The sequence below is a fragment of the Streptomyces sp. NPDC053673 genome (assembly GCF_055585225.1).
In genome coordinates this window covers 26920-50592 of the sequence record NZ_JBVJKN010000022.1, presented here as the reverse complement: position 1 = coordinate 50592, position 23673 = coordinate 26920, and the positions used below count along the sequence as shown (strand labels likewise).

26 protein-coding genes and 2 pseudogenes are annotated in these 23673 nt (G+C 67.4%); 16 read left to right on the top strand and 12 right to left on the bottom strand.

The features are described 5' to 3' along the window. From ACZ6ZQ_RS26870 to ACZ6ZQ_RS26860, 3 genes are all read left to right on the top strand, one after another. A partial coding sequence (locus tag ACZ6ZQ_RS26870; RefSeq protein ID WP_469771073.1) for a hypothetical protein occupies positions 1–659 on the top strand: 659 nt, incomplete at its 5' end. A 7-nt stretch (positions 660–666) separates the two neighbouring features. Then, positions 667–2706, top strand: a complete 2040-nt coding sequence (locus tag ACZ6ZQ_RS26865) for a M14 family metallopeptidase (RefSeq protein WP_469771072.1) — start codon at positions 667–669, stop codon at positions 2704–2706. Between the two features lie 321 nt (positions 2707–3027). Beyond that, positions 3028–3579, top strand: a complete 552-nt coding sequence (locus tag ACZ6ZQ_RS26860) for an SMI1/KNR4 family protein (RefSeq protein WP_469771071.1) — start codon at positions 3028–3030, stop codon at positions 3577–3579. Between the two features lie 167 nt (positions 3580–3746). On the opposite strand, the gene ACZ6ZQ_RS26855 is transcribed toward ACZ6ZQ_RS26860, so the two are convergent. The 3 genes and pseudogenes from ACZ6ZQ_RS26855 to ACZ6ZQ_RS26845 form a co-directional block, all read right to left on the bottom strand. Then, positions 3747–5378, bottom strand: a complete 1632-nt coding sequence (locus tag ACZ6ZQ_RS26855) for a recombinase family protein (protein ID WP_469771070.1) — start codon at positions 5376–5378, stop codon at positions 3747–3749. Between the two features lie 23 nt (positions 5379–5401). Further along, positions 5402–6430 (bottom strand): annotated as a pseudogene (locus ACZ6ZQ_RS26850) (MFS transporter); the annotation flags it as partial. A 41-nt stretch (positions 6431–6471) separates the two neighbouring features. After that, complete coding sequence (locus ACZ6ZQ_RS26845) at positions 6472–7509, bottom strand: DUF8017 domain-containing protein (RefSeq protein WP_469771069.1); 1038 nt, start codon at positions 7507–7509, stop codon at positions 6472–6474. Between the two features lie 92 nt (positions 7510–7601). On the opposite strand from ACZ6ZQ_RS26845, the gene ACZ6ZQ_RS26840 reads away from it, so the two are divergent. The 4 genes from ACZ6ZQ_RS26840 (at position 7602) to ACZ6ZQ_RS26825 (ending at position 9400) form a co-directional block, all read left to right on the top strand. Further along, positions 7602–7769: a DUF4442 domain-containing protein gene (locus tag ACZ6ZQ_RS26840; protein ID WP_469771068.1), complete on the top strand. Its 168-nt coding sequence runs from the start codon at positions 7602–7604 to the stop codon at positions 7767–7769. Positions 7770–7913: 144 nt separating this feature from the next. Beyond that, complete coding sequence (locus ACZ6ZQ_RS26835) at positions 7914–8366, top strand: DUF4442 domain-containing protein (RefSeq protein WP_469771067.1); 453 nt, start codon at positions 7914–7916, stop codon at positions 8364–8366. Between the two features lie 113 nt (positions 8367–8479). Then, positions 8480–9259, top strand: a complete 780-nt coding sequence (locus ACZ6ZQ_RS26830; protein WP_469771066.1) for a hypothetical protein — start codon at positions 8480–8482, stop codon at positions 9257–9259. A 15-nt stretch (positions 9260–9274) separates the two neighbouring features. Then, on the top strand, positions 9275–9400 hold the full coding sequence (locus ACZ6ZQ_RS26825; protein ID WP_469771150.1) for a hypothetical protein: 126 nt from the start codon (positions 9275–9277) through the stop codon (positions 9398–9400). Between the two features lie 353 nt (positions 9401–9753). On the opposite strand, the pseudogene ACZ6ZQ_RS26820 reads toward ACZ6ZQ_RS26825, so the two are convergent. From ACZ6ZQ_RS26820 to ACZ6ZQ_RS26805, 4 genes and pseudogenes are all read right to left on the bottom strand, one after another. Beyond that, a pseudogene (locus ACZ6ZQ_RS26820) lies at positions 9754–10074 on the bottom strand (CBS domain-containing protein); the annotation flags it as partial. A 28-nt stretch (positions 10075–10102) separates the two neighbouring features. After that, on the bottom strand, positions 10103–10297 hold the full coding sequence (locus tag ACZ6ZQ_RS26815) for a hypothetical protein (RefSeq protein ID WP_469771065.1): 195 nt from the start codon (positions 10295–10297) through the stop codon (positions 10103–10105). 12 nt (positions 10298–10309) lie between these two features. Further along, a complete protein-coding gene (locus ACZ6ZQ_RS26810) occupies positions 10310–10549 on the bottom strand; it encodes an acyl carrier protein (RefSeq protein WP_469771064.1) in 240 nt (79 codons plus the stop codon). Between the two features lie 2 nt (positions 10550–10551). Next, positions 10552–11523: a thiamine pyrophosphate-dependent enzyme gene (locus ACZ6ZQ_RS26805; RefSeq protein WP_469771063.1), complete on the bottom strand. Its 972-nt coding sequence runs from the start codon at positions 11521–11523 to the stop codon at positions 10552–10554. Positions 11524–12406: 883 nt separating this feature from the next. Between ACZ6ZQ_RS26805 and ACZ6ZQ_RS26800 the strand changes: the two genes are divergently transcribed. The 7 genes from ACZ6ZQ_RS26800 (at position 12407) to ACZ6ZQ_RS26770 (ending at position 17262) form a co-directional block, all read left to right on the top strand. Next, positions 12407–12562, top strand: a complete 156-nt coding sequence (locus ACZ6ZQ_RS26800) for a hypothetical protein (protein ID WP_469771062.1) — start codon at positions 12407–12409, stop codon at positions 12560–12562. Positions 12563–12749: 187 nt separating this feature from the next. Beyond that, positions 12750–13037 carry a hypothetical protein gene (locus ACZ6ZQ_RS26795; protein ID WP_469771061.1) on the top strand — a complete coding sequence of 96 codons (288 nt, stop codon included), beginning with the start codon at positions 12750–12752 and terminating at the stop codon, positions 13035–13037. Positions 13038–13089: 52 nt separating this feature from the next. Continuing rightward, positions 13090–15204, top strand: coding sequence for an acetate--CoA ligase (gene acs / locus ACZ6ZQ_RS26790; RefSeq protein WP_469771060.1), 2115 nt, complete (start codon positions 13090–13092; stop codon positions 15202–15204). A 480-nt stretch (positions 15205–15684) separates the two neighbouring features. Next, positions 15685–15843, top strand: a complete 159-nt coding sequence (locus tag ACZ6ZQ_RS26785; RefSeq protein ID WP_469771059.1) for a hypothetical protein — start codon at positions 15685–15687, stop codon at positions 15841–15843. A 207-nt stretch (positions 15844–16050) separates the two neighbouring features. Beyond that, the gene (locus tag ACZ6ZQ_RS26780) at positions 16051–16212 is read left to right on the top strand and encodes a DUF6126 family protein (RefSeq protein ID WP_469771144.1); all 162 of its coding nucleotides are present in this window, start codon (positions 16051–16053) and stop codon (positions 16210–16212) included. Positions 16213–16423: 211 nt separating this feature from the next. After that, positions 16424–16930 (top strand): hypothetical protein, encoded by a 507-nt coding sequence (locus tag ACZ6ZQ_RS26775; RefSeq protein WP_469771058.1) that lies wholly within the window; start codon positions 16424–16426, stop codon positions 16928–16930. Further along, on the top strand, positions 16927–17262 hold the full coding sequence (locus ACZ6ZQ_RS26770; RefSeq protein WP_469771057.1) for a pyridoxamine 5'-phosphate oxidase family protein: 336 nt from the start codon (positions 16927–16929) through the stop codon (positions 17260–17262). The genes ACZ6ZQ_RS26775 and ACZ6ZQ_RS26770 overlap by 4 nt, the downstream gene beginning before the upstream one ends. Before the next feature lie 148 nt (positions 17263–17410). On the opposite strand, the gene ACZ6ZQ_RS26765 is transcribed toward ACZ6ZQ_RS26770, so the two are convergent. The 4 genes from ACZ6ZQ_RS26765 to ACZ6ZQ_RS26750 form a co-directional block, all read right to left on the bottom strand. Next, entirely contained in the window at positions 17411–18430 is a 1020-nt protein-coding gene (locus ACZ6ZQ_RS26765; RefSeq protein ID WP_469771056.1) for an NADPH:quinone reductase, read from the bottom strand. A gap of 107 nt (positions 18431–18537) precedes the next feature. After that, positions 18538–19431, bottom strand: coding sequence for an aldo/keto reductase (locus tag ACZ6ZQ_RS26760; protein ID WP_469771055.1), 894 nt, complete (start codon positions 19429–19431; stop codon positions 18538–18540). Beyond that, the gene (locus ACZ6ZQ_RS26755; RefSeq protein ID WP_469771054.1) at positions 19428–19985 is read right to left on the bottom strand and encodes a TetR/AcrR family transcriptional regulator; all 558 of its coding nucleotides are present in this window, start codon (positions 19983–19985) and stop codon (positions 19428–19430) included. The genes ACZ6ZQ_RS26760 and ACZ6ZQ_RS26755 overlap by 4 nt, the downstream gene beginning before the upstream one ends. 347 nt (positions 19986–20332) lie before the next feature. Further along, on the bottom strand, positions 20333–20821 hold the full coding sequence (locus ACZ6ZQ_RS26750) for a Tn3 family transposase (RefSeq protein ID WP_469771053.1): 489 nt from the start codon (positions 20819–20821) through the stop codon (positions 20333–20335). An 89-nt stretch (positions 20822–20910) separates the two neighbouring features. Between ACZ6ZQ_RS26750 and ACZ6ZQ_RS26745 the strand changes: the two genes are divergently transcribed. Then, positions 20911–21270 (top strand): zinc ribbon domain-containing protein YjdM, encoded by a 360-nt coding sequence (locus tag ACZ6ZQ_RS26745; RefSeq protein WP_469771052.1) that lies wholly within the window; start codon positions 20911–20913, stop codon positions 21268–21270. A gap of 507 nt (positions 21271–21777) precedes the next feature. Here ACZ6ZQ_RS26745 and ACZ6ZQ_RS26740 read toward each other — a convergent pair. Then, positions 21778–22839 (bottom strand): amidohydrolase family protein, encoded by a 1062-nt coding sequence (locus tag ACZ6ZQ_RS26740; RefSeq protein ID WP_469771051.1) that lies wholly within the window; start codon positions 22837–22839, stop codon positions 21778–21780. Positions 22840–22931: 92 nt separating this feature from the next. Between ACZ6ZQ_RS26740 and ACZ6ZQ_RS26735 the strand changes: the two genes are divergently transcribed. Then, on the top strand, positions 22932–23666 hold the full coding sequence (locus tag ACZ6ZQ_RS26735; protein WP_469771050.1) for a TetR/AcrR family transcriptional regulator: 735 nt from the start codon (positions 22932–22934) through the stop codon (positions 23664–23666). Positions 23667–23673: the final 7 nt, after the last annotated feature.

The window sequence follows — 23673 nt, the reverse complement described above, 5'->3', positions numbered from 1 at the left end:
ACGTACTCAAAGCGCACTCTCCAAGTCCGGATCAGGTAGCTGACTACCTATTCAGTCTGGCGAACTTCGAGCATACGTTGGCTGTGCGGCTTTGGGCTGAACATCGTGACGGCGATGCCGTCCCCGTGGCACGCGCAGCAGTGAGTGACTACCAGCAAGCGGCAGCAGCCCCTGGCGCGAGGGTGCTGGCGATTGCAGACTTGTTGACCTCGATGTCCGGAACACTTGCTGCCAACAATCACCTCGCCAACGCGATCACTGCCGGCACTGAGTCCTTCAGCATCCACGCTGTGCATGGCGACGACTCGGGCCGAGCGGGCGCCCTATCGAACCTCGCCGCTCTGTATACGCGTGCTCCCGGACTACGGATCATGCGCGTGGTGATGGAGACAGCTGATACGCATCTCTTGTCGTCGGTGCTGATGGAGTTCCGGCAGGACATCCATGGTGAAGGTGGTGTGCAACTCGGTCCCGACGGGGTGGCCCGCGTTGAGTGTTACGTCACCAATGAGAAGCTCGACATTTTGCGCACGAGGGGCGTCGGCGTTGCGGTCACGGCCGATCAGACGGCCATAGATCTGGCTCGACGGGATGTGGTCGTGCAGGGCAACAGCCTTGCTGACGGCACGATTCCGTTTGGTGTTGGAGTGAGGACTTGAGACGGTTATGGACCGCTATCTGAACGTCGAAGAAGCGGAGACCGCGCTGTCCAATCTGGCCGAGAAGTTCCCGTCGCTGTGCGAACTAATCGAGTTGCCGGAGCGGACATTCGACCACCGGACCTGCCATGCCATCCGACTGAGGAGCGGGGCGGCCGACAATAGGCCGGCCATACTCTTCACGGGGTGCCTGCACGGACGCGAGTGGGGCAGTTGCGAGATATTGATCAATCTAGCAGTAGACCTCCTCGAATCGTTCACTAGAAACTCGGGTCTGACCTATGGGCGCATGATTTTCACGCCGTCTGACGTACAGGCGATTCTCAAGCGAATTGACATCCTGATTTTCCCCCTGGTCAATCCCGATGGACGTTTCTACAGTCAGGCCCATTACCCCGGTGACGACAAATTGTGGCGAAAGAATCGAAATCCAGCCCACCCGGATGGCCACCCTGAATGCGTCGGCGTTGACATCAATCGGAACTTCGATTTTCTTTTCGACTTTGAAAACAAATTCTCACCCCAATCGGGGGTGGGTAATTTCACGTCGACCGACCCGTGCGACTACGACACCTACCACGGCTCAGCACCATTCTCCGAACCGGAGACCCGCAATGTGAAATTCCTGTTCGACTCCAACGCGACAATCCGTTGGTTCGTTGATGTTCACTGCGCTAAGCAGGTCTTCCTCTTCAGCTGGGGTGATGACGACAGTCAAACGACCGATCCGGCAATGAGCTTCAATAATTCCGCCTTCGATGGAAAGCGTGGCGTCAAGAAGGATTCAGCGTACAGGGAATTTATCGAATCAGCCGATCTCGAGGCTTCGATATCCATCGCGGAGACTTTCGTAAGCAGTGTAAGCGCAGTGCGTCACATATCGTACAGCGCGATCCCATCGTTCCAGCTTTACCCAACTAGTGGCGAGAGTGCCGACTATGCCAGCGCTCGGCACTTCGTCGACCCGAACCGGGGCAAGATACTTTCCTTCGTGGTCGAATGGGGGAAGGAGTTTCAACCCCCGTGGGATGAGATGCGGCTCATCGTGGCCGATGTGACGGCCGGACTCATCGCCATCTGTCGTGATTCTGCGCTGAAAGTGCCGCCATTGCCCCAGTCCGCCGGTGCCCGTGGAGTCCCCGCACTCATCCAAAGCAACTTTGGGAATCGAGGCAACTTCGAATGCGTGACCCCCCTGGCTAGAGGGGGCATCGGGCATGCGTTCCAGGACAACGATGGCTCTCATTTCTGGATGTTTGGAGCGCAGTTCGCCTCGGAGGTCGGAATTGTCGACGCGGTCAGCCTGATTCAAAGCGCTTTCGGGCAAGGAAACTTCGAAGCCGTGGCCCGTATAGGTGACCAACTGGTGCACTTCTCCCGTGCACACACATCGCCTTTCCCATGGTTCGGCCCAACCCCAATCGGCTCAGGGGTTAGTGGAACTCCCGCGCTCATCCAAAGTACTTTCGGACCGGGAAATTTCGAAGTCGTAACGCCTATGGTCGATGGTGGGATTGCCCACTTTTCTCGTGCAGCTCCCAGCACTCCGTGGCTTGGTCCAGCACGATTCGCTGAAGACGTTGGTCGTGTCGAGGCTGTCAGCTTGATCCAGAGCAACTTCGGACCGGGAAACTTCGAAGTTGTGGCCCGCATCGGTGGTCGGCTCGCTCACTTCTCTCGTGCAGCTCCGGGCACCCCCTGGCTCGGGCCAACGTTCTTTGCGGATGGAGTCGTTGGGAATCCAGTCTTGCTGCAAAGCAACTTCGGGAATCAAGGGCATTTCGAACTTGTGGCGCCACTGTTGACTGGAGGTCTAGGTCACTTCTCTCGGGACAACGATGATCCTCTTCTACCCTGGCTCGGCCCGACTCCATTCGGCACACACCTGGGACGTGTCCACTCGGTCGCTATGACTAAGAGCAGCCTGGGGCCTTCTCCCTCGGTAGTGTTGGAAGTAATCGCTCGTGTCGGCAGCACATTGCACGAATTCACCCGCGATGCTGGACCCGCGTTTCACTGGACCTCGGTTCCAGCTCCGGGCTTTTGACTGCCCGAGCCGCCACCCGGGCTCGGTGACGATGCTGCTACTGAGGTTTTAGGATTGTCGTCTGGTGGTGACGGTTCATGATCTCTGCGGTATGCCGGTGGTATGCGTTATCCGGAGGGTGGGGGCCTGACCGCTGAGCGTCGGGCGTTTCGCGAGGGGGTCCGGCTTCAGGTCGGGATGGCCTGAATGGTTATGAGAATTGAAAGGGAGCTCGCACTGCCACAGCCTGAATGAGCCACCGGTCGAACTATGCCAAACGGGTGACGCTGTGTATTACGGGTTGGGACATCGGAACGAAGACTGGTGCTAGAAGATTGTTGTATGTGGGTTCAGCGAGTGATCGAACTGACCGGGTGGGAGCCGCTCGGGATCTCCGTCGACTGGGCGGCGATCGAGGGAGAGCTGGGGGTTCCGCTGCCAGCGGACTACAAGGAGCTCTACGAGGTGTTCGGCGGCGGCGTCTTCAGTGATTCCGTCTACTTTCTGGGGCGCGACGAGGGCGTCTCGTTCGACTTCCTCACGCAGTGGCGGGTCTCCCTGTCAGTCGACCAGGACAGCAAGCCCGGAGACGTCTCCGCCGTCGATCCCTATGCGATCTACGCGCCGGGCGGCAAGGGGCTGGTTGAGTGGGGCTCCACCGAATGGGCCGACGAGTACTTCTGGCTGATCGATGCCGAGCAGCCCGGCGACTACCCCGTCCTTGCGCGGTCCAATGACGGCGGCCCATGGCACCGGTACGACATGTCCACCTCTGAGTTCCTCTACCGCATCCTTGCCGATGCCGATTTCCAACCTTTCGGGATCGCGCAGTACAACCTCGGCACGACGTTCAAGCCCGGCTCCGGCGACCCCTTCGACGGCCAGCCACTCTGACGAGAGGCTGGCCGCCCAACGTTCGTGAACACGACAGTGCCGTCGTTTCTCATCGAGATCCGTGAGCCACGGTGATCACCAACTGCCTCCGGAACCGATCGCCAAACGCTGTTCCTGGAGATCAACGGAGCCACCGTACGAGGTGACGGGCTTCCGCGTTCCTGGTGTTATGCCTCGGCGTACACCGGAAGCAGTCGTTCACGCAGCGGCACCCGGCGCCCGCTTCCCACAGGCAGAACCACCAGGGCCGTCAGCGTACGGGCGACGTATGATCGACGCTCGGCGAGGGTGATCCCGTCTCGGTGCCACTCCTCAGCCATGTCGACGGGCTCACCCTCGTCGGCGAGCGTTTGGCGCCGCCACGCGTTGCGCTCCCTCTTCAGACGCTGCTCGTCAGCCTCGTACTCGGCAAGGTCGGCGTAGTAGCGCTCGGCACTGATCTTCCGTGCCCTGCGTGCAGCCTTGAGATCATCGATGTCCTCGCCAATGATCTTCAGTTCTGCTTCGTTCGGCCACTCCTGCGGCGCCTTCACAGCCTGTCGCTTGCTGGCCTCTTCCTCGTACTTCGCGATCACCAACTTGCGGATCAGCTCGTCCGTCTCCGGGCCCGGGATCTTGACCCCGCCGCATCCCCTGCCTGTGGTCTTCGCCGGGCACACGTAGTAGAAGTACCCTTCCGGCTTCCCCCGGCTCGGCGCGGCCTTCATCGCGCGTAGCAGGGAACCGCAGTCCTCTTTGCCGCAGCGCAGAGTGCCGCTGCCCAGATAGACGCGAGCATTGTGGCCGCCTCCGCGCATCGGGCCGTCACCGATGATCTCTTGGATTGCCTCCCACTCGGATACCTCCAAGATTGGCGTCCACTGCCCTTTCACGGGCTTGCCCTCGTCATCGTGAGCGATCGTCAGGTGCCGGATCTCTCGGCCCGACTCCGGATCGATCTCGATCACGACGTGTGATCGATACCCGCACAGGCGCGGATTGCGCATCATGTCCCTGAGCGCGATCCACGTCCATGGGTTGCCCTTCGACGTGGTGATCCCCTCGCGGTTCCAGTCGGCAACGACCGCGTGCCACTCCGCACCGAGGACGAGTCGCTTGGCCGCGTCGCGGATGTGCTTCGCCTCGGTCTGGTTCAGGGTGCGCTTGTCTTCCTGCCACCCGAAGGGGCGTGTCCCTCCTACTGGTATGCCCCGGTCTCGCCGTGCCTTGTGGTTGCGGCGTACCCGGCGGCATGTGTCGGCGGACTGTTTGTTGGCCATGGCGACGAGCACGCGGGCCATGGCGCGCCCGTTGTCGGTCAACAAGTCCAGAGTGCCCGTGATGTCGATGATCGGCCGGTGGTAGTGCTCCACCGTCTCGATCGCGTCTTCAAGGTGGCGGGGGTCACGGGTCAGACGGTCGATGTCGTAGACGATCAGGCCGTCGATGCGCTCGCCGTTCGGGGCTTTCGCCTGCTTCAGGTCCTCCAACGCGCCCTCGTACACGGGCCGTACGACGCGGTAGCCGATAGTTCCGTCGGGCAGACGTACGCGCCTGCGCTTCCATGCCGACGTGTCGGGCTCCATGTACGTGTACACGTACCGTCCGCCTCGGCTCTCGACGAACTGTCGGCCGTCCCTCTCCTGCTCCTCCGTGCTCTTGATGTCCCTGCCGGTCATGAACCGGGCTCGGGACTCATCTAACCTGTCGTCAGAAGACAGTTCACCCTCTGCCTCCTCGGTCGACAGACGGGCCAATCCGGCCCAGTTCTGCCCTTCGAGGTTCCCCCAGTGCGCTCGCTGTACCAAGTCGTCAACCATGCAAAGAGGTTACGTTCGTGAGGGTGCTGTGTCGTCATCCACGCGACGCCGAACACCTCGATCGCGACACCGCTGATGAACATGACCACGAACAGGGCACTGATCGGTACCGGGACGGCGAGTGCCGCCGAGGGCAGCGCCAGTGGGAACACGCAGAGCGTGCCCACGAGCAGCATCCGCCGGGGCTTCCACCGCATCATCAGCAGGGCGCCGCCGAGCGTGCCCGCGCCGAACGCCGCCAGCGCGAGCCCCCATGGCCGTGCACCGCCGAGCGACTCCTCGGCGACCAGCGGGCCGTAGACGGAGTCGGCCGCGCCGACGACCGCGACCACCACCGAGAACTGGGCGACGATCGACCACAGCCAGGGCCGGCCGATGAACTCCTGCCAGCCGTCGCGCAGATCGGCGAGGAGCCCGCCGCCCGCTGCCCGCTCCGGTATGTGACTGACGTCGAGGAACGCGCGGAGCGCGCCTGCCACCGCGAAGGCGGCGGCGTCGACGGCGAGCACCCAGCCGGGGCCGACCGCGGCGATCATCGCGCCGCCGAGCGCGGCGCCGCCGACACCCGCGCCGTGCACCGCCATCCGGAAGAGCGCGAAGGCCCGGCTCGCCTGCTCACCGCTGACGCTGGACATCAGCATGCCCTCGGCGGCCGGGTTGAAGAACGCCTGCCCGGTGCCGCACAGCGCGGTCAGCAGCATCATCTGCCACAGCTCGGGATCCCCAGCCAGGACCAGGGCGGCGAAGGCCGCCTGCGAGACGCAGTTGAGAACGTTGGCGGCCACCATGACGCGGTGCCGCGGCAGCCGGTCCGCGATCGCCCCGCCGATCAGCAGGAAGAGGACGAGCGGGAGGGTGCGGGCCGCCGCGACGAGACCCACGTCCCCGCCGTCCCCACCGGACTCCAGCACCGCGAACGCCGCCGCGATCAGCGCACCATGGGTTCCCAGATTGGTGACGATCGCGGCGGCGGTCAGCAGTGAGTAGTTGCGGCCGGCCCATTCGGGACGGCGGCGGGGCGTACGGCCTCGGGCGACGGCGGGATTGTTCACCCCGGAACTATCGCCGTCGCCGTCGGCCCGTGCCAAACCGATTACGAGGCGGGCGTGGAGGCCAGCCGAACGGTGCTGAGGATCTGCTGGATGGTCGCCTCGGGGACCTCGCCCGTGACGCCCGTGTTGGCGTAGAGGATCCAGGACGAGAAGTCACCGTTGGCGGTCTTGAAGGAGAAGGCGATCGACTTGCCGTCCGTGTCGCACTTGTCCTCCTTCTTCACGCCGAGGGCTGTCGCCGTCGCCACATGGCCGCTGAGGCCGGACTTCGTCGTGTACGGCTTCGCCTTGGTGACCTTGACGGTGCCCTTCGGCTCCGTCTGGGCGTAGGCGGCCCACACCCAGTTGCCCGCCTCGTTGTAGGCGGCCTCGGCGGTGTCCTTGGCGCCCTGGCCGCCCTTGGTCCCCGTCCCGGCGAGCCCGGAGTCCTCGGCGCGGCCGTCCAGGTCGGAGTCGACCGAGCACCACTTGCTCTTGAAGTACGCGGGGGCCGACATCATGACGGCGGCCGAACCGTCGCCCTTCTTCTCGTCCTCGAATCCGGACCCCACACCCGTGCCGGCCACCTCCCAGGTCGCGGGGACGTCGAACTGCGTCCCGTACTTGGGGTTGGTGACGACCTTCCAACCCGGGATCGTCGGCTTGGCCGCGCCCGAACCGTCGCGCGGGTTGTCGGTGGGGGAGGGCGCCACGGTCGGCTCCGTGGCGGTGGCCGTGGGCTTCTTGCCGTCGGCCTGGTCCGACTTCTTCTCGTCGCCGCCGTTCATCACCACGACTCCGGTGATGACGGCTGCGGCGACGACGGCGGTGGCCGCCGCGATCGCGACGACGACCGTCTTCTTCTTGTCCTGGGGCGTGCCGGGCCCACCGGGCTGCGGCGGTCCGGGAACGCTGTACTGCGGCACGGTCGGCTGCTGGTAGGGGTTCGGCTGCTGGTAACCCGGCTGCGGCGGATACCCGGGTTGCTGCTGGTATCCCGGCTGCTGATACGGGTTCGGCTGCTGGTAACCCGGCTGGGTGTACGGGTTCTGGTCCTGCGGGTTCTGCTCGCCCCCGGGCGGCTGCTGTCCTGGCCACATGGCCAGTAACCATAGAGGTGCCGGGTGACCGCTGCCACGGCGCCCCCGTGGGGATGGCCAAGGTTGAGCTACCTGTGGGTAACATCCAATTGGTGAGCGCAGATCCGATGTCCGTCGGTGAGATGCTCGCCGCCACAGTTCCCATGGTCAGGACCCTCAACCTGGAGTTCCTCGAGACTTCGGCCGAGCGTGCGGTGATCCGTATGCCGGACCAGAGCGAGTACCACAACCACGTGGGCGGGCCGCACGCGGGGGCGTGAGGACCGATAACCACACGCCGGTGTTCCGTGCCGAGCTGGTGGTTCCCGCGCCGGAGAGGGTGCGTGACCCGAGGGGCTTCTTTCGGACCGGGGGTGGGGTGCAGGGGGTGGTCAGCGTTGCTACTCGCCGGTAATATAGAACTCATGACAGTTGACAGCGCCTCGATGGGCGAAATGCTGGCCACCGCGGTCCCGATGGTGCGCACTTTGAATCTCGAGTTCATCGAGGTGACCCCCGAGCGCGCCGTGCTCCGGCTCCCGGACCAGCCGGACTACCACAATCACCTTGGCGGACCCCACGCGGGCGCCATGTTCACGTTGGCTGAATCCGCCAGCGGTGCCATCGTTCTCACAGCCTTCGGCGACCAGCTCTCTCGCGCGGTGCCGCTCGCGGTGCGGGCCGAAATCGACTACAAGAAGCTGGCCATGGGGCCGGTGACGGCCACGGCGACCCTGGGCCGCCCGGCGGCCGAGGTCATTGCGGAACTCGACGCGGGCGGGCGGCCGGAGTTCCCGGTCGGGATCGCCATACAGCGCGAGGATGGGGCCGTCACGGGCGAGATGACGGTGGTGTGGACCCTGCGGCTGAACGGTTGAGGGGCCCGGGAGCAGCTGACTGGGAACTTCTGTCGGGTCGGGTCGAGCCTTCGGGCCCGGCCCGTCTTCGACTGCAGGCCGTCTGGGCCGGCCGGGTGTACGGTCCGGCCTGCATGTCGGTCACCGGCATCGACGCGGTCACCGCCGACGGCGAGCGGATCCACACCGACGAAACCCGGAACGCCGACCTGCTCTGGGCCGCCCGCGGCGCGGGCCCCGGTTTCTTCGCCGTCGTCACCCGGTTCCACGTCAAGCTCTACCCGCGCAAGCGGATCACGATGAACAGCGGCTACTTCTGGCCCGCCTCGGCCGCGCGGGACGTCTACGGCTACGTGCACGAGATCGGCCGCCGGACGCCCACAGAGATCAACCACATGTGCTACCGCGACCCGATGACGAACGACGAGCCGCTCATCTCCCTCAACGCCACCGCCTCAACCGACACCGAGGAGGAGGCCAAGGAGCAGCTGTCGATCTACGAGTCCTGCCCGGCACGCGCGCAAGTGCTCACCACACGGCTCAACGAGGTGTCGGACACCGGCACCCTGAGCCGGCTCGGCACCGATCCGCACTACGACGAGACCAAGCGCTATCTCGCCGACAACATGTGGACCCACGCCTTCTTCGACGCCCTGTGGCCCAAATTCGAGACCATGCTGAAGACCTGGCCCCGCACCGGCGCACATGGTGGTCTGCAACTGGGGAGGATGCGAGGGACAGCCCGAACGCCCGTCGATGGCCTACTCGGTGGAGGACGAGCTGTACTACGGGCTGTACGCGGCCTGGATCGATCCGGCCGGCGCTCAGCGGTACACGGACTGGGTGACGGACCACATGCGTGCCTGGGAACCGTACTCCAGCGGCATCCAGCTGGCCGACGAGAACCCGATTAACCGCCCCACCGCTTCGTGACCGACGAGAACCTCCGACGCCTCGACGACCTCCGCGCCACCTGGGATCCCGATGGGCTGTTCGTCTCCTGGCTCGGCCGCCCCGAGCCGGGTACGGGTACCGCGGGGGCGTCGCCGGGGTAACCCGAAAAGGGACGATGGGACGATCTTGGAAAGCCAGGTCGGGCGAAACAGCCCGCCGGAGGGAGGCAGACGACGGCTGCGCACCCTGGGAGGTCCCGGGCGAGTGGGCGTCTCGGTCGCCGTGGGCCCTTTCCAGCGCGTTCGGGTCCTCGGTGGCAGTGGCGGTGGCGGTGGCGCCCGGCCTCTGCGCTGTGCCCTCGGTGAATCCCGGCGTCGCTACGTAACCGCTGCCGGACGCAACTGTGAGAGGGCGTGTCTCGAGTGGGCGGCCCGGGAGGTTCCTCCATGACGCTCCAGGCGACCGGGCCCAGCAGGTCGGCCAACCGCTGGAACACGTCTATGAGCATGTCGTCCACGGTCAGGACGCCCACGACCCGGTGTCCGTCCAGTACGGGCAGGCGACGGAACCCGGATCTGCGGAACACCCGGTAGGCCTTGTGGATGTCGTCGGTCACGTCCACTGTGATCACGGGCGAGGTCATCACCGTATCCACCATCTCGTCCGCGTCCAGACCCGTTGCCAGCGCGCGCACCGCGAGGTCGCGGTCGGTGACAATGCCGCGGAGTGTCCCGCCCTCCGTGACCATCACGGAGCCGACCCCGTGGTCAGCCATTTGACTGGCCACCTGTCCCAGCGGCGTCCGCGTCGGAACGGACACCGCCGGAGAACTCATTGGCTCGGAGACCCTCATCAGCCGACTCCTAAAGTCCTTGAGAGAGGAGGAGTTCGTGCGCCAGCCGTGCGCCGCGGGCGGCCTGCTTCTCCATCTCCGTGTCCTCCGAGGGGATTTCCTCCAGCCCTTCGGCAAGTGCTCGGACGGCCTGGGCCAGAACCTGCACCTGGGACTCAAGGACGCGCAACCTTTCGTGCTCGTTCGGGGCGACGTTCTCAGTCATCGTGGGCCCTCCTCACTCTGTACGGCCGGCGAGGAAGTCGGCGCTGTCGGACAACGTGGTAAGTCGCGGTGTGTCCTCATCGTCGATGCGGACACCGGTCCGTTCGCTGAGGATCTCGACGAAGCTGAGGATCCTGCCCACGTCCTCGCCCATGAGGAAGACGCGGTCGTCGGAGTGCAGTGCCTCCCGCAGGGCCTCACGTATCGCTTCCCGGTAGGTGGTCTTCCTCTCCTCCGGCTGGGCGGTGCCCATGGTCAGCTCACCTCCGCCGAAGCACTGGTGACATGGTGGAGCAGGTTCTCGATCGGCTCTTCGGGTGCCTGCTCAGCTGCTTCGACGGCGCGGTCGATTTCCCCCGTGACCTGCTGCTCGATCCGGGCGAGCTCTTTGTCGTCCAGCTCGCCGTTCGTGCGCATGTGCTCGATGAGCCGGTTGATCGGGTCCCGGCCTTTCCACTGTTCGACCTCTGCTTTGTCCCGGTAGCGGTCGGGGTCGTACATGGAGTGGGCGCGGAAGCGGTAGGTGCGCGCCTCCAGGAAGTGTGGTCCGGCTCCTGCCCGGATGCTTTCGGCGGCTCGGCGGGCGGCCTGTTCGACGGCTTCGACGTCCATGCCCTCCACGGCCCAGGCGACCATGCCGTACGAGGCGGCGCGCATGGCCAGGTCGGTTTGTGCCTCGTGGCGCTCCATAGCTGTGCCCATGGCGTAGAGGTTGTTCTCGCAGATGAGCAGCAGCGACAGATTCCACAGGGCTGCGAGGTTCGCCGTCTCGTGGAACTCGCCCTCGGCGAAGGCTCCGTCGCCGAAGAAGCAGCAGGTGACGCGGGGCTGCTCGCGCATCCGGTCGGCGAGGGCGAGACCGGCGGCCAGGGGAAGACCGCCGGCGACGATGGCGTTGCCGCCGTAGAAGCGGCGGCTCGCGTCGCACAGGTGCATGGAACCGCCCCGGCCCCCGCTGCAGCCGGTCGTCTTGCCGTACATCTCGGCCATGACGGCGTCCGCCGGGATGCCGCGGGCGAGCAGCTCACGTTCCAGCACGGGCGTCGGTTCCGTGCCGGGCTGCAGCGACACGAACGCCTTGACGATGTTCCCTGCGACGGGGTCCGGCCGTCCGATCACGCCGGCCTCCGCGACCGCCGGGTGCTCCTCCGAACGGACCTGGTCGTAGTCGGCGAGATTCGGTGTGACGCCCGGTGAGGTGTCCTTGTGGATCGTCTCCCAGTGCATGGGGCGGCTCCTCCCGACGCCTGCCTCTGCCTCCAGAGTTGCCGAGCCTGCCCCGTGCCGCATTGCGACTGGCCCATCCGGTTTCGAGACGGGGCTGTGAGGGTGCACAACAGCGCATCTGACGGGTGGGGTCTCTCGGCACGGAAGACCCGGTGGTCCAGCCCGGTCGGGTGGCGGCAGGCTCCCGGCATCGTCGAGCCGAGGGCTGCCACTCTCCGCTTCCCCGTGTCTGCCGGGGTGCCCTCGGCTCAGTTCCATAGCACCACTACTCGTAGGCGAGAAGCAGGGCCGATCGGTGCAGATCGAAGGGCCGACCAGCCCCGTTCCCGTAGCGGGCCTGGCTTCCAGGGGGATCGTCACAGCCAGCAGAAACCGATCAGCCGGCACAACTTGCCGAGGGCGCTCGGGCCTGGGCCTGGGCGCGTCACTCGCGGTGCAGTACGACCTTGAGGGCACCAGTGTTGGCGCCCTGGGAGAAGACCTCGTAGGCATCTCCGTCTGCTGAGGCCGAAGGTGTGGGTGACGAGCTGGGAGACGTGCAGGCATCCGGATGGCACCAGCTCGATCAGCCAGGGGGTGGAGGAAGTGTCGGCAGCAGACCTACGGCGAGCATCCCGGTATGTACGGCGAGGAGCCGTCCGAGCCTGCCGTCCACGCCGCCACAGTCTTCCGCACCGCCGGTGCCCGGGAGGTGCTGGAGCCGGGCACGGCCGTGACGCGCTGTACTTCGCCCGCGAGGGCTTCACCGTGGTGGCCACCGACTTCAGCCCGGTCGGCCTGAAGTAACCGCCCGAGGCCGCCAGTGTCCAAGGCGTGTCCGAGCGGGTCACCACAGCGGTGCACGGCGTGCGCGAGCCGCTGCCGCTCGCGGACGCCTCGGCGGTTGCGCCCTCCACTCTTCCCACACGGTCTGGTCGACGCACTCGCCGCGGGATGGAGCCTTCACGAGGTCCAGGCCTTCGAGGAGGGCGGCCTGCCGCAGCGGCTGTGGCGCGTCACCCAGACCGTCCGTGGTGAGCGCGGCCCCGCCGCGGGCTGACCCGCAGCCGGGTGTGTCGCCGCAGGAGTGGGCCAGGGCATCGGGCGCCGGAGCGAGGGCGCCGTTGAACAGCAACGTCCGCCCGCGGCTGTCATGGCCCGGAAGTGCCCCCGGCGATACGCTGAAGACTCTTCGGAGGTGCATCGCAGCCGGTGCACGAAGAGCCAATCGCGGGGCGGCGGTCGCCATGACGCAGCAGTACCTCATCGGCGAGACATCGGTACTCCTTGCCCAGCTGCAGAGCGCAGCCACCGATCAAACACACCTGCGCGAGGCAGCGCGGCTGCGCCGCGAGGCCGAGGCCACGTCGCCTGCCGCACTCGGACCCGTACTGGTTCGCGCGATGGCGCTGACCGACGAGCTGTGCTGGGACTCCCTGGACCGGGGCGATGTCGCGGCGTTCGCCCGCCAGTGCGACTGTGGGGCCGCGCTGCACGAATTCTGCGGCTGCGCGGGACTGCTCGCGGACGGTTAACGGCCGGGCCGGCGCCCCGCCGCCGCGGCCATTCCAGTGGGAGGTCGAACCCATGGCAGCAGAACCACAGCCGCAGCTTTCCGAGGCACAGATCGCTGTCCACTGGCGCGAAGAGGACTACTACCGGCCGCCGGCCGCGTTCGTCGCCCAGGCGAACGCTGGCGACCCGGCCATCATCGAGCGTTTCGGCGAGGAGCATTTTCCCGAGTGCTTCCGGGAGTACGCCGACCTGCTCACCTGGGAGAGGTACTGGCATACGACGCTGGACACCAGCCGACCGCCGTTCTGGAAGTGGTTCGTCGGCGGCCGCCTGAACGCCTGCTACAACTGCGTCGACCGGCACCTGGCCACCAGCCGGAACAAGGCCGCCTTCATCTGGGTGCCCGAGCCCGAGGAGCAGGACACCCGGACGATCACGTACCAGGAGCTGTACCGGCAGGTCAACGAATTCGCCGCCCTGCTGCGCGGCTTCTGCGGCGTGGACGCTGGCGACCGGGTCACCTTCCACCTGCCGATGGTCCCGGAGCTGCCGGTCTCCATGCTGGCCTGCGCCCGGCTGGGCGTCATCCACTCCGAGGTGTTCGGCGGGTTCAGCGGCACGGCCTGCGGCGACCGGATCGCCGACTCCGGTAGCCGGGTCCTGGTGACCATGGACGGCTACTACCGCGGCGGCACCCTGGTCGACCACAAAGCCAAGGCGGACGAAGCGGTGGCGGCCGCCCACCGGCTCGGCCAGGAGGTCGACAAGGTACTGGTCTGGCGGCGCCACCACGGCCAGTACGCGTCGAAGAGTCCGATGGTCGAAGGCCGCGACTTCTTCGTCGACGAGATCCTGGCCGACTACCGCGGCCACAGCGTCGAGCCCGTCTCGATGCCCGCCGAGGCGCCGCTGTTCCTGATGTACACCAGCGGCACCACCGGCCGCCCCAAGGGCTGCCAGCACTCCACCGGCGGCTACCTCGCGTACGTCGCAGGCACCTCGAAGTACTACCAGGACATCCACCCTGAGGACACCTACTGGTGCGCCGCCGACATCGGATGGATCACCGGACACTCGTACATCGTTTACGGCCCGCTTCTGCTCGGCACGAGCAGCGTGCTGTACGAGGGCGTGCCCACCTACCCGGACGCCGGCCGCTGCTGGCGCATCGCCGAACGGCTCGGGGTGAACATCTTCCACACAGCACCCACCACCATCCGGATGCTGCGCAAGGTCGGCCCGCAGGAGCCCTCGAAATACGACTATCACCTCAAGCACATGACCACGGTGGGCGAACCCATCGAGCCCGAGGTGTGGCGCTGGTACCACAACGAAGTCGGCAAGGGCGAGGCAGCCGTCGTCGACACCTGGTGGATGACCGAGACCGGTGGCTTCCTCGGCAGCACGCTGCCCGCCCTGCAGCCGATGAAGCCCGGCAGCTGCGGCCCGGGGGTGCTGGGGATCTACCCGGTGATCTACGACGAGGACGGCAACGTCGTAGAGGCCGGCAGCGGCAAAGCCGGCAACATCTGCATCCGCAACCCCTGGCCCGGCGTCCTGCAGACCGTCTGGGGCCAGCCCGACCGCTTCGTGGACATCTACTACCGCCGCTACTGCAAGGACCCGGACAGCACGGACTGGCACGACTGGCCGTTTCTGTGCGGCGACGGCGCCGTCCAGGCGGCCGACGGCTACTTCCGGATCCTCGGCCGCATCGACGACGTGATCAACGTCGCCGGCCACCGGCTCGGCACCAAGGAGCTCGAATCGGCGGCCCTCACCGCCGAGGAGGTCGCCGAGGCCGCCGCTGTCCCGGTCATGGACGAGATGCGTGGGCGGGTCGTGGAGATGTACGTCGCGCTCAACCCCGGCCTCGCGCCGAACCCGGAGATCGAGCACAAGGTGGCGGCCGCCATCGAGCGGGAGATCGGGAAGATCGCCCGGCCGCGGAACGTGTGGATCGTTCCCGACATGCCCAAGACCCGCTCGGGGAAGATCATGCGCCGGGTGATCGCCGGGATCTCCAACTTCGCCGACGTCGGCGACGTCACCACCCTGGCCAACCCCGAGATCGTCGACGACATCCGCCACCACGTCCAAAGCGCGAAACTCGGCCGTGGCGAGGTCCCTCGCGAACTGTCGGCGCAGGAGGCCCAGGAGATCCGGGACTTCGGCAAAGCCGAATAGCCGCATCTCAAGGACCAGGTGGCGCGCTTGGGGGATTCGTCATGGACCGCGTCCCCCTGTGGTGGCCGCCTTCTGATGGATCCCCGGACTGAGGGCCGACGACTTTCCCCCTGGCCGCGTCACAGGAGCGAACTCAGCCGTCGCCGCTTCATGTCCCGCATCCAGTTACACCGGGTGTGCGGAGCCGTCACCTGGCTACTCGATTCCGCAACGGCCCCCCGCGCACGTGACGACTGGCGGGCCCACTCCGGGTTCGACGGGCGTCGACCGGTCGAAGCCGTCGTGTCGGCGGCCGGATTCCCGGGCGCCGCTCTGGACGGCCTGGTGTCCAAGGAGCCGGCCGGCACCCTATGAGCCACCGTACAGCAGGCGACGTGTGACTGGTTCCCTTCTCTCTGCCCGGCCGAGCTGGTCGCTCCAGCTCAGTCGAGTGCCGCAAGCTGTAGTCGCAGCGCGCCCAGGGGACAGGATTGAAGGGCCGTGACCGAGAGCCTGTCGGAGGCCGGCATCCCGACACGGACGGCGTTCGCTGATGCGGTGCTGCTGGTGGTCGGCGAGCTGGTCACCAACGTGATGCGGCACGCTGCGCACACTCCGGTGACCGACTCGGGATCACAACCGGCGCAGGGCAGCTGGTGATCGGCGTCGCCGACGCCGATCCTCGCCTGCCGTGCCTGGAACGGGACGGGCCGGGCCAGGGCTTGCGTGTGGTGGCTGAGCTGGCTGCCGACTACGACGGATATGTGAGCGCGGAGCCCGCTGTGGGCCGTGACGGCGAGGTGATGCTTGTGCGGTTCCAGATTCCTTCGCAGAGGTCCGACGAGAGGTATGGCTGTGAGTGAGGACATGACGGAACAGGCGGCACGCGAAGGGCGCGAGCAGAAGGATGTGGAGCGGTGGAAGGAGCGTGGCGTGATGCTGCGCGTCTTCGTGTATGTCTTCGCGACGCATCTGTTTGCCGGCTTCGTGCGGCTGCTGTTCTACGTCGGTGAGCACGCACAGAAGTAGTGCGCTGACCAGCCTGCGGGGCGCCTTGCGCATGGGGCGCATGGTCCCCGGTGATGGGCCGTGCGGCCCTCGACCGCGGCGCCCGCGGTTGGGACCATCAGCGCAGTGGGCTGTGGGGGTCGCGCTTCGTTGGTTCTCGCGTGCAGTCGTCCATAGTCCTGCCCGCAGGGGTGGCAGGGGCGCCAGTACAGAAGAGTAGGGGGCAGCGTAGGTGATCGCGGTGGTGGGTCATCCTGATCTCACGGCGCTGACGCTGGCGGTGCTTGAGGCCGAGCTGAGGTCGCGGCTGTCCCGATTCGCGCAGGCGGGGAGGGCCAGGGTGGTGCGGGCTGGTCGAGGGCTTCCGGTCGCGTTCGGGCGGGCAGCTTGGGCAGCTCGGGCAGCCGGACTGGCTCTGGTGACCGTTCTGCCCGCGAAGGCGCGCTTTCCGGTTCCCCTTCGGGAGGGGGATCGAAGGGCGGCTGGGGAGCTTCTGCTCCTGTCGGATCAGGCGCGTTTGCTGGAGTACGACCCGGCCAGCCGCGCTTCGTGCATCGGCGCGGACGAGAAGCTGCTCCAAACATGTACGCGGGTTCTGGCGGTGTGGGACGGCTCGGCGTCGAGAGGCCGTGATGTGACGGCCCATATGGTGGCCTTCGCATGCGGGCGTCGTATCGAGGTCGATGTGCTCTGGCCCGCGGGCGCGCGGCGGATGCCAATGGACGGAGGTCGGCCGTGACCTCCGGCCTGCGGCCCGGTGCCCGTATGGTGCAACTGAGCCGGGAAGAGGCCCTGGATCTGCTGGGGAGTGTGTCTGTGGGGCGTGTCGCCTTCTCCGACCGGGCGCTGCCGGCCATCCGGCCGGTCAACCATCTCGTGGACGACGGGAGCATCGTGATCCGCACGCATGAGGGGTCCATGCTGCTGGGCAGCACCATGGCGCCGGAGGTCGTGGCGTACGAGGCCGATGAGCTCGACCCCGCCTCCCGCACGGGCTGGAGCGTGGTCGTCACCGGGATCGCGACGCGAGTGTCGGATCCGGCGGACATTGCCCGCTACCAGGAGCATTGAGGCGCAGGAGTTGTTCGCGTACGTGCTGGCGTGGGCGTTGAGGACGGAGTGACCGACGTTGCGGAGCATGCCGAGGCCGGCGACGTGGTTGTGGAGGCGCTCCAGTTCCAGGAGCAGGGCGCGGGCGCGCTGCGCCTCCGACTGGACGTCAGGACCTGACGTCCACCAGGACTTTGCCGACCGCGTGGCTCTCGACCGCTCGGTGCGCGTCGGCGGTGCGGTCGAGGGAAAAGCGGATCAGGGGCAGGCCGTGCTCCTCGCCGACTGGCAGCGCGTCGTCGCGTACTGCGGCGGCGACGTCCTGGGCGGCCGCGGCGCGTGCCTCCGGACCGGCCGTGTAGAGCACCAGGAACTGGAGGCGCGTGTTCAGCACCATGTTCTGCAGCACGTTCAGTTCGACCGGCTTGCCACCGTCGTTGGCGTAGGTCGAGATCGTGCCGCGGGTTCGCAGCACGGCCAGGTCCAGTGCGAGGTTCGTGCCCAGCGCCACCTCTGCGACGATGTCGACGCCGTCCGGGGCGATCTTGCGGATCTCGGCGGCCGGGTCGCCCTCGCGGTAGTTGATCACGTGGTGGGCTCCGGCGGAGGTGGCCAGCCGGGCTTTCTCCGGGCTGCTGATCGTGCTGATTACGGTAGCGCCGGCCCATCGGGCGAGCTGGATCACCGCGTGCCCGACCGCTCCGGCCCCGCCCGCGGCGAGCACTACCTTCCCGTCGAGTGCCCCGGGCCGCAGCCGACGCGGCCCGTCCTCGGCGACGGTGAGCGCGCGGTGCGCGGTCAACGCGGGGACTCCGAGTGCGGCGCCGACGTCGAAGCCGGCCTCATCGGGCAGCGGCACGGCCTGTTCGGCGGGCACGACGGTGAACTCGGCGGCGGTGCCGGTGGGCCGCCCGGCGGCGGCCATGAACAGCCAGACCCGCTGACCGACCCGGCTCTGGTCGACCCCCTCACCGATAGCATCGATCGTGCCGGCGCCGTCGAGGTGCGGGGTGATCTCGGAGAAGTGCTTGGGGTGGCCGGCGCCGGAGCGCGCCTGCCAGTCGGTCGGGTTGACCCCGGACACGGCGACCCGGACGCGAACCTCGCCGGGGCCGGGCGCCGGCAGGTCACGGTCGACTAACTGGAGAACGTCGGGGGCGCCGTTGTCGCGGTAGATGATGGCCTTCATGATCCGTCCTTGGAGCCTGGTAGAGCGGGGTTTCCCGGCGTGGCCTGGCGGTTCGTCAGGGTGTCCGGCGTGGGGTGTGGTCGCGGCCCGGGCCGCGTTGGTTCCAGTCAGCCGATCGGGACTTCGTTGGAGCGGGACTCGATGGCATCGAGGGTGGCGCGGGTCACGGCGTCGAAGGTGATCTCGCTGACCGCCATGTTGGCCTCCAAGTGGGCGGCGTTGGCGGTACCGGGGATGAGCAGCACGTTCGGGGCGTGGTGCAGCAGCCAGGCGAGGCCGACCTGGGAGGGCGTGACGCCCAGGGACTCGGCCACGGCGAGCACCGTCGGCTCGTCGGTGACCTTGGGCAGGCCGGGGAAGGCCCCGCCGAGCGGGAAGAACGGCACCCAGGCGATGCCCTCGGCCACGCACAGCTGCAGCATGTCCTCGTCATCGCGGGAGACGAGACTGTAGGCGTTCTGCACGCAGACGATGCCGGCCGGCAGGGCGCGGCGCAGGACGTCGACGGTGATGCTGCTCAGACCGATCGCGCCGATCTTGCCTTCGTCGCGCAGGGCGGTCATCACCGCTAGCTGGTCGTCGAGGTCGACGACCTGGTCGCCCTCGGGACGCAGCCCGGGGCCGGAGTCGAGGCGGCGCAGGTTGACGACCGCGAGCTGGTCGACGCCGAGGCTGCGCAGGTTGTCCTCGACGCTTGCGCGCAGCTGCTCGGGCCGCTGCGCCAGACGCAACGGCAGCTGCCCTCCCGGGTCGGGGTCGGCGCCGACCTTCGTGACGACCAGGACGCCGTCCTGGGGGCGCAGCACCTCGCGGATCACGCCGTTGGCGAAACCGAAGCCGTAGAACTGGGCGGTGTCCACGTGGTCGACGCCCAGCTCGACCGCGCGGCGCAGCAGCGCGACGGCCTCGCCGCGGCAGTCGTGCAGACGCTCGAGCTGCAACGCGCCGTAGCCGATCCTGAGAACGGTGCGGGCGGCGAACGAAGCAGTCGCGGTGGTCATGACGCTGTCTCCTCGGTCGGTGTTCGCAAGGCGGTGTACAGCAGTTCGGCCTGGTAGAGCGCCAAGACCCGGTGGGCAATCGGGACGGCGCGCTCCCGGGCCTCGGCCAGCTCGTGGTGCTCGACCTTGACCAGCCACGCCGTGACGCAGTCGCGCAGCATTGCGCGCATCCGGTCGGTCATGTCGACGACGATGCCGTGGATGGCCGGGTCGGTGGTCGCCTCACCCCAGGTCTGCACGCCGACCCGGGCCTCGGCGGGGTCGATCGCGGCGATCAGGCGAGAGAGCAGTTCGTCGGGGCCGGGTGGGGCGTCGGCCGCGGCGTACTCGCCGAGGACGTCGGCGCGCTTGGCGAGCACCTCGCGGGCGGCGGCCCGGACCAGGTCGGCTTTGTTGCGGTAGTGCGCATAGATCGAGCCGGCCGAGAGGCCGGACTCGGCGGTGATGTCGGCGATCGAGGTCCGCTCCAGCCCGTTGCGGCTGAAACAACGGACGGCGGCCTCGGCGATCTGAGTACGCCGGAGCTCCTTGCGCGCGTCGGTGAGCCGAGGCACAACACCTCCCACAAAAGGAATCCACATTCTTCTTGTGGAGGACACTAGCAGAATCGCCGTTCTGTATGCGGTAGTTGCATCTCGTACGAGCAGGCCCGGTCGTCGACCGGGCCTGCTCGCGATGGTGGTTTGTCAGACGGACGGCAGGCGGTCGGTGCACGTCGGCTCGGCCGTCGAACTCTTCTGATCCCGCTCCGCCCCTTGCCTGCCCACCGGCGTTGACTCAGGAACGGCCGCACCTGCGCATCCTGCCCACCGACTGAGCCTCGCTCGCACAGAACGGTCCGGCCCGGGGGCGCAGGTGGTGGCTCCGGGCCGGACCGCTGTTCACCGGTACGGGCCCGCGGCTACCTGTCCTCGCCGTCGTCCGTCTCGTCGTCGCTGTACGGGTCGCGCAGTTGCCGCAGGCCCGGCGCCGGCGGCCGCGTGACGGCGTACGGGCCCAGGAAGTTGATGTGGTCGTACTGGAGCGGGGAGAGCCGGGCAAGCAGCTCGCCGGTGACGGGGAAGCCGTCGGCGGCCAGCTGCTTGACGGCGGCGTCGATGTAGAGGCTGTTGAACAGCACCACGGCGTTGAGCGCCGGACCGAGGGCGCCGATCTGGTCCTCCATGCCCTCGAGGTAGTGCTGGCGCAGTTCGCCGCGCTGCCCGAAGAAGATCTTCCGGGCGAGGCGGTGGCGGGCCTCGGTGATGGCCTTGTCGACCACGCCGTGCGGCAGGCTGGGGTTGGCGAACACCGGCCGCCGCCAGGAGCCGGTCACCAGGTCGGAGGCAACCTCCTCCGCACCGACCTTCTTCCGGCCGATCAGGTCCGGCAGCCCCTTGAGCGCCTTCACGACCGGGGCGGCGGCCTCGACCGCGCCGAAGTCGATGACCTCGACCAGGAGTCCGTTGGGGTGAGGCTGAGGCCGGATATCCTGATGGGATGAATGAGATTCTTCCGCCCTGCCCGAAGTGCTCCTGTGAGTACACCTATGAGATGAACGCCCTCGTGGTGTGCCCGGAGTGCGGCCACGAATGGGTTCCCGCCGAGAGCGGTGCGGAGGGCGGCGACGCCGCCGGCGAGCGGGTCGTCAAGGACGCCGTCGGCAATGTGCTGCAGGACGGCGACTCCGTGGTTGTGGTCAAGGCGCTCAAGGTCAAGGGGAGCCCCTCGGGAATCAAGGCCGGCACCAAGGTGCGCAACATCCGGCTGGTCGACGGAGTCGACGGCCACGACATCGACTGCAAGATCGACGGTTTCGGAGCCATGCAGCTCAAGTCCAGTGTGGTCAAGAAGGCCTGATCTGTGCCCTGTGCCGTGACCGGATTGGTTCACCGCAGGGGCTTCCACGCCGTGGCGCCCGGTCGATGGATCTCGAAGACTCGCAGACAACAAGGGCCAGCCTTCAGAGAGCCGCTTGACCCCGGTTGAAGGACAACGACGGTCCGACTTCCGCCTTAGCCCGGCTCCATGTAGGGCTGGCGGAAGACCGGGGCTTGGCCGGTGCCGTACGGGCGTACGGCAGCCAGTGCCTGGAAGACCGCAGCCTCCAGGGAGCCGCTGGTGTCGACCATGACGGCCTCTGTCCACGGCGGCTCCTTCTCCGCACAGATGCTCGCGCAGCAGTGAGCCCAGGGCGATGGGCTCACGACCGAGCAGGGTTGGTCAGTGTCGGGTCGAAGGCGGCGGATTCGCCGGCGCGGCTGGCGAGCGAAGATGCCCAACAGCTGATCCCGCTTCGGCGAGGACGCCGTTGCTCACCGCTGCCTGGTCGACAGGTGCGGTGGTCCTCGTGATGGCAGGGCCTGGTCAGACGTGTGACAGGCCTGGCCCAGGTGGCCGGGTGTGGTTTGTGGCGCGGGACGTGAGGTGTTCCCAGTTACGGTGCGCGATGTCGGCCTTCTGCTCGTCGGTGAAGGGGGCGTCCTCCAGGAAGGACCGGGCGACGCCGGCGCTGGTGTCCACGAAGGGGAAGCCACCGGGGCGGAACCCATAGGTGAAGGGGTAGTCAGTGGAGTACAGCATCCGTTCGGTCCCCACGACTTCGGCTGTCCAGCGGAGGTAGCGGGGGCTGACGGTGCCGCTGCCGGCGACCCAGAAGTTCTGCCTGAAGTAGTCGGCGAGCGGGCGAGCCAGGCCACCGGCGTCGGCGAAGAACCCGGTGTGGTCGAGATAGAAGAGCACGACCTCTCCCCAGTGGCCGGCGATCACCTGGAGATCGGGGTACCGGTCGAAGACACCGGAGAAGATCATCCGTAGGTACTGCACGCCCAGGTCGTAGTACCAGCCGATCGCGGGCCCTGCCAGCGCGGTCCCGATGGGGCCGATGTCGGAGTAGTAGGCGTCCATCACCGCCTGCACAGGCATCTGCGGATGGAAGTGGAGGGGGACCTGCAGCCGCTCCGCAGCGGCGTACAGGTCGTCGTACTCGGGGTCGTCGGCGAGCTTGGATCCGGTGCGCCCGTAGAGCATGGCGCCCGGGAAGCCCAGCTCGGTGACCGCCCGCTCCAGCTCCGCGGCCGCGGCCGACGGTGACTGTGTCGGGATCGCCGCGAACGCCTGGAACCGGTCGGGGTTGGCGGCCACAATCTCCGCGAGCTGGTCGTTGGTGTCGCGGGCCGCGGCGACCGCATCCGAGGCGGGCAGGTTCTGCACGCCCGGTGACGAGATCGACAGCACCGCCACGTCGACTCCCTGGTCGTCCATGTGCGCAAGCCTCGTCTCCGCGGTGTCACGCAGTCGCTGGGCGACGGGGCTGTCGCCGAACCCCAGGTTCGGCAGCTCCGCCACCCCGGACCGCGACCACGCCTCCATGATCGCGGGCAGGACGACGTGCTCTTCCAGTGCAATGATCCGCAGTCGGTCGGACATGCGATGCTCCTCTGCGCCCAGTTTCCAGTGGAATCATTCCAAGCGTATCATCGATACTAACGATGGAACCACTAATGCGGTATCGTTGATACATGTCACCACGTCCACCTAGCGGGAGCAGCGCTTCCGACGCTGCGGCCATCGGTCGCGAACAGGCCCGACAGCGGGTCATCGAGGCCGCCATCGACCTGCTGACGCGAGGGGGTCGCGACGCGGTCACCACCCGCGCGGTCGCTGAAACGGCGGGCCTGCAGCCGCCGGCCATCTACCGGCTGTTCGGCGACAAGGACGGGCTGCTCGACGCGGTGGCCGAGCACGGCTTCGCCGCGTTTCTCGCCACCAAGCACGTCGACCCCGACCCGCGGGACCCCGTCGAGGACCTGAGAGCCGGCTGGGATGTCGCGGTTGAGTTCGGCCTGGCCAATCCCGCGCTGTACACACTGATGTACAGCGAGCCCACGAGGGCCACCTCGGCCGCCTTCAAGGCTGGCGTGGAGATCCTGATGGGCCGTATCCGGCGCCTCGCCGCCGGCGGCTGGCTCCGCGTCGACGAGGAACTCGCGGCCCAGATCATCCATGCCACAGCGCGCGGCGCAGTGCTCACCTGGCTGTCCCTGCCGGAGCACCGGCGCAACCCGGCCCTTCTGACCACTCTGCGGGAGTCCATGGTCGCCGCCGTAACCAATCAACGGCCGTCCGTGCAGGACGCGGGCCCGGCGGGTGCCGCCCGCGCCTTGCGCGCAGCGCTGCCCGAACAGACGACCCTCAGCAGCGCGGAGCAACATCTGCTGAGGGAGTGGCTGGGCCGCCTCGCCGCCGACGGTTGAGGCGTCG

What these genes read in the sequence shown, in the direction of transcription:
- ACZ6ZQ_RS26810 (WP_469771064.1), bottom strand. Translation starts at nt 10,549, where the DNA reads ATGGGCACCGCCCAGCCGGAGGAGAGGAAGACCACCTACCGGGAAGCG.
- ACZ6ZQ_RS26780 (WP_469771144.1), top strand. Translation starts at nt 16,051, where the DNA reads ATGACGGAACAGGCGGCACGCGAAGGGCGCGAGCAGAAGGATGTGGAG.
- ACZ6ZQ_RS26845 (WP_469771069.1), bottom strand. Translation starts at nt 7,509, where the DNA reads ATGTGGCCAGGACAGCAGCCGCCCGGGGGCGAGCAGAACCCGCAGGAC.
- ACZ6ZQ_RS26815 (WP_469771065.1), bottom strand. Translation starts at nt 10,297, where the DNA reads ATGACTGAGAACGTCGCCCCGAACGAGCACGAAAGGTTGCGCGTCCTT.
- ACZ6ZQ_RS26830 (WP_469771066.1), top strand. Translation starts at nt 8,480, where the DNA reads ATGTCGGTCACCGGCATCGACGCGGTCACCGCCGACGGCGAGCGGATC.
- ACZ6ZQ_RS26835 (WP_469771067.1), top strand. Translation starts at nt 7,914, where the DNA reads ATGACAGTTGACAGCGCCTCGATGGGCGAAATGCTGGCCACCGCGGTC.
- ACZ6ZQ_RS26860 (WP_469771071.1), top strand. Translation starts at nt 3,028, where the DNA reads ATGTGGGTTCAGCGAGTGATCGAACTGACCGGGTGGGAGCCGCTCGGG.
- acs (WP_469771060.1), top strand. Translation starts at nt 13,090, where the DNA reads ATGGCAGCAGAACCACAGCCGCAGCTTTCCGAGGCACAGATCGCTGTC.
- ACZ6ZQ_RS26740 (WP_469771051.1), bottom strand. Translation starts at nt 22,839, where the DNA reads ATGTCCGACCGACTGCGGATCATTGCACTGGAAGAGCACGTCGTCCTG.
- ACZ6ZQ_RS26745 (WP_469771052.1), top strand. Translation starts at nt 20,911, where the DNA reads ATGAATGAGATTCTTCCGCCCTGCCCGAAGTGCTCCTGTGAGTACACC.
- ACZ6ZQ_RS26765 (WP_469771056.1), bottom strand. Translation starts at nt 18,430, where the DNA reads ATGAAGGCCATCATCTACCGCGACAACGGCGCCCCCGACGTTCTCCAG.
- ACZ6ZQ_RS26865 (WP_469771072.1), top strand. Translation starts at nt 667, where the DNA reads ATGGACCGCTATCTGAACGTCGAAGAAGCGGAGACCGCGCTGTCCAAT.
- ACZ6ZQ_RS26760 (WP_469771055.1), bottom strand. Translation starts at nt 19,431, where the DNA reads ATGACCACCGCGACTGCTTCGTTCGCCGCCCGCACCGTTCTCAGGATC.
- ACZ6ZQ_RS26805 (WP_469771063.1), bottom strand. Translation starts at nt 11,523, where the DNA reads ATGCACTGGGAGACGATCCACAAGGACACCTCACCGGGCGTCACACCG.
- ACZ6ZQ_RS26795 (WP_469771061.1), top strand. Translation starts at nt 12,750, where the DNA reads ATGACGCAGCAGTACCTCATCGGCGAGACATCGGTACTCCTTGCCCAG.
- ACZ6ZQ_RS26855 (WP_469771070.1), bottom strand. Translation starts at nt 5,378, where the DNA reads ATGGTTGACGACTTGGTACAGCGAGCGCACTGGGGGAACCTCGAAGGG.
- ACZ6ZQ_RS26735 (WP_469771050.1), top strand. Translation starts at nt 22,932, where the DNA reads ATGTCACCACGTCCACCTAGCGGGAGCAGCGCTTCCGACGCTGCGGCC.